The 2,487-nt window shown below is 74.4% G+C and carries 3 protein-coding genes; 1 reads left to right on the top strand and 2 read right to left on the bottom strand.

What is annotated here, in order from left to right; translation table 11 throughout:
- Window positions 1-197 precede the first annotated feature (197 nt).
- Window positions 198-1,322 carry a sensor histidine kinase gene (locus ACWEN3_RS45225; RefSeq protein WP_452984109.1) on the bottom strand — a complete coding sequence of 375 codons (1,125 nt, stop codon included), beginning with the start codon at window positions 1,320-1,322 and terminating at the stop codon, window positions 198-200.
- A 3-nt stretch (window positions 1,323-1,325) separates the two neighbouring features.
- The gene (locus ACWEN3_RS45220) at window positions 1,326-2,054 is read right to left on the bottom strand and encodes a response regulator transcription factor (protein ID WP_452984107.1); all 729 of its coding nucleotides are present in this window, start codon (window positions 2,052-2,054) and stop codon (window positions 1,326-1,328) included.
- A gap of 103 nt (window positions 2,055-2,157) precedes the next feature.
- Here ACWEN3_RS45220 and ACWEN3_RS45215 point away from each other — a divergent pair.
- Window positions 2,158-2,487 (top strand): glycosyltransferase (locus tag ACWEN3_RS45215; RefSeq protein ID WP_452984105.1); only part of this gene is annotated, 330 nt, incomplete at its 3' end.

Here is a 2,487-nt window from a genome sequence, read left to right as displayed (position 1 = left end):
CCCCGCCCCAGGGTGTGGGGGGAGGCTAGTAGCTCCACCAGTGTATTCTGCCGCGGTGGCCCGGGGGCCGGAACTTGGGCACGGCCGCCGCGGCGGGTCCCGGCGGCGGCCGGCGTGGTCACCGGGCAAAGGGGGCCCGGTGACCACGCCATCTTCGCCGGCACCACGATCACCGGCCGCTGCCTCCGGGCTCCCTCTCAGCCGAAGGCCGGTGGGGGCGCCGTCGGCAACGTCACCTCGAAGCGGCAGCCGCCGGGGATGTTGCGGACGGTCGCCCGGCCCTGGTGGGCCTCCACGATGCCCCGGACGATGGCCAGGCCCAGGCCCGCGCCCGCCGGGGGCGTGCGCGCGTCGGTGCCGCGCCAGCCGGTGTCGAAGACGCGCGGCAGGTCCTCGTCGCGGATGCCGCCGCAGCCGTCCGTGACGGACAGCACGACACCCTCGGCCGTGCGCTCGGCGGCGACGGCGACCGTGCCGTCGGCGGGGGTGCGCCGGATGGCGTTGACCAGCAGGTTGCCGAGCACGCGGCTCATCTCCTTGCCGTCCACCTCGACCGGCACGGGTTCGACGCGGTCGCCCACGAGACGTACGCCGTGTTCGCGGGCCAGCGGGTCGGCTCCCGCGAGGGCGTCGCCGATCAGGTCGTACAGGGAGATCCGGGAGAAGCTCAGCGACAGTGTGCCCGCGTGGATGCGGGAGAGTTCGAAGAGGTCACCGACCATGTCGTTGAGCCGTTCCACCTCGGCGCGGATCTGTTTCAGATAGCGGTCGGGGTCGGCGGCCACCCCGTCCTCCAGCGCCTCCGACATGGCCCGCAGTCCGGCGAGCGGGGTGCGCAGGTCGTGCGAGATCCAGGCGACCAGCTCGCGCCTGGACGTCTCCAACGCCCGCTCCCGCTCCCGGGATTCGGCGAGCCTCGCGCTGGTGGCGGCCAGCTCCCGGCTGAGCGCCTCGAGTTCGGCCGTCGCGGGAACCCCCGGGGCGGCGAAGGAGCCGCCGTCGCCGAAGGAGCGGGCGGCGTCGGTGAGTTCACGGCTGCGGGCGACCACCCAGCGGCCCATGAGCAGCGCGGTGGCCAGGGAGACGACGGCCGCCATGGCGACGACCGTGGTGACGACGCTCAGGTCGTGCGGGGACAGGAACATCGCCCAGGCGACGGCCAGGGTGCCGGCGAGCATGGCGACGACCCCGACCGCGGCGACCACGGCGAGGGAGGCGGTGAGCGAGCGGCGGCGGATCAGGCGCAGCACGCAGGCTCCGGCGAGGCCCGTGGCGGCGGCGCCGGCGAAGGCGTAGAGGACGATGAGGAGGGTGTCGCGCACGGGTCAGCCCTCCGGTTCGCCGGGCTCGAAGCGGTATCCCACGCCCCACACGGTCTGGATGAGACGGGGCCGGCCCGGGTCGTCCTCGACCTTGCCGCGCAGCCGGCGCACATGCACCGTGACGGTGGACAGGTCGCCGAAGTCCCAGCCCCAGACCTCGCGCATCAGGTCCTCGCGGCTGTACGCCCGGCCCGGGTGCCGCAGGAAGAAGGCGAGCAGGTCGAACTCCCTGAGCGTGAGGGCGAGTTCGCCGCCGTTCTTGGTGGCGCGGCGGGCGTCCGGGTCGACGGAGACACCGGCCGCCGCGAGCCGGTGCCCCGTGGCGGCGGGGCGGCTGCGGCGCAGCACGGACTCCACGCGCAGCACGAGTTCCCGGGGGCTGAAGGGCTTGGTGACGTAGTCGTCGGCACCGACCTCCAGGCCCAGGATGCGGTCGTCCTCGTCGCCGCGGGCGGTGAGCATGATCACCGGCACGGGACCCCGGTCCCGCAGGCGCCGGCACACCTCCAGGCCGTCCATGCCGGGCAGCATCAGGTCCAGGACCACGAGGTCGGGCCAGTGCGCGCCGGCACGGCTGAGGGCCGTCGGACCGTCGTCGGCACAGTCGACCGCATAGCCGGCGCGGTCCAGGTATCCGGCGACGACCTCGGCGACGGTGGGGTCGTCGTCGACGACCAGGACCCGGGCCGTGGCGGCGGCTTCGGCCCCGTGGGGCTCGTACTGCGGTTGCATGCCTCCAGCCTCGCACCGCGCGCCGTTCCCCGGCGCGGCACGGGGGCGGCGTCCGCGTTTCGTAAGGAGTGGAAGTCCGTTACGCCCGGTTCGCGTTCGTAGGGTGAGTGCCGTGACGACCACTTCATCGGACGTCGACGTGGTGCTGCCCTGCCTGGACGAGGCCGAGGCCCTGCCCTGGGTGCTCGGCCGGATCCCGGCGGGCTGGCGCGCCCTAGTCGTCGACAACGGTTCCACCGACGGTTCGGCCGAGATCGCCCGCGCGCTGGGCGCGACCGTGGTGCACGAGCCGCGGCGGGGCTTCGGCGCCGCCTGCCACGCGGGGCTGGCAGCGGCCACCGCCGACATCGTGTGCTTCTGCGACTGCGACGCCTCGCTCGACCCGTCGCTGCTCACGGCGTTCGTACGGGAGGTGCGGGCGGGAGAGGCCGAC

It is taken from the genome of Streptomyces sp. NPDC004561 (assembly GCF_053602155.1).
The sequence above is the reverse complement of the archived record's forward strand: the minus strand, read 5'-3'. Positions and strand labels throughout refer to the sequence as shown.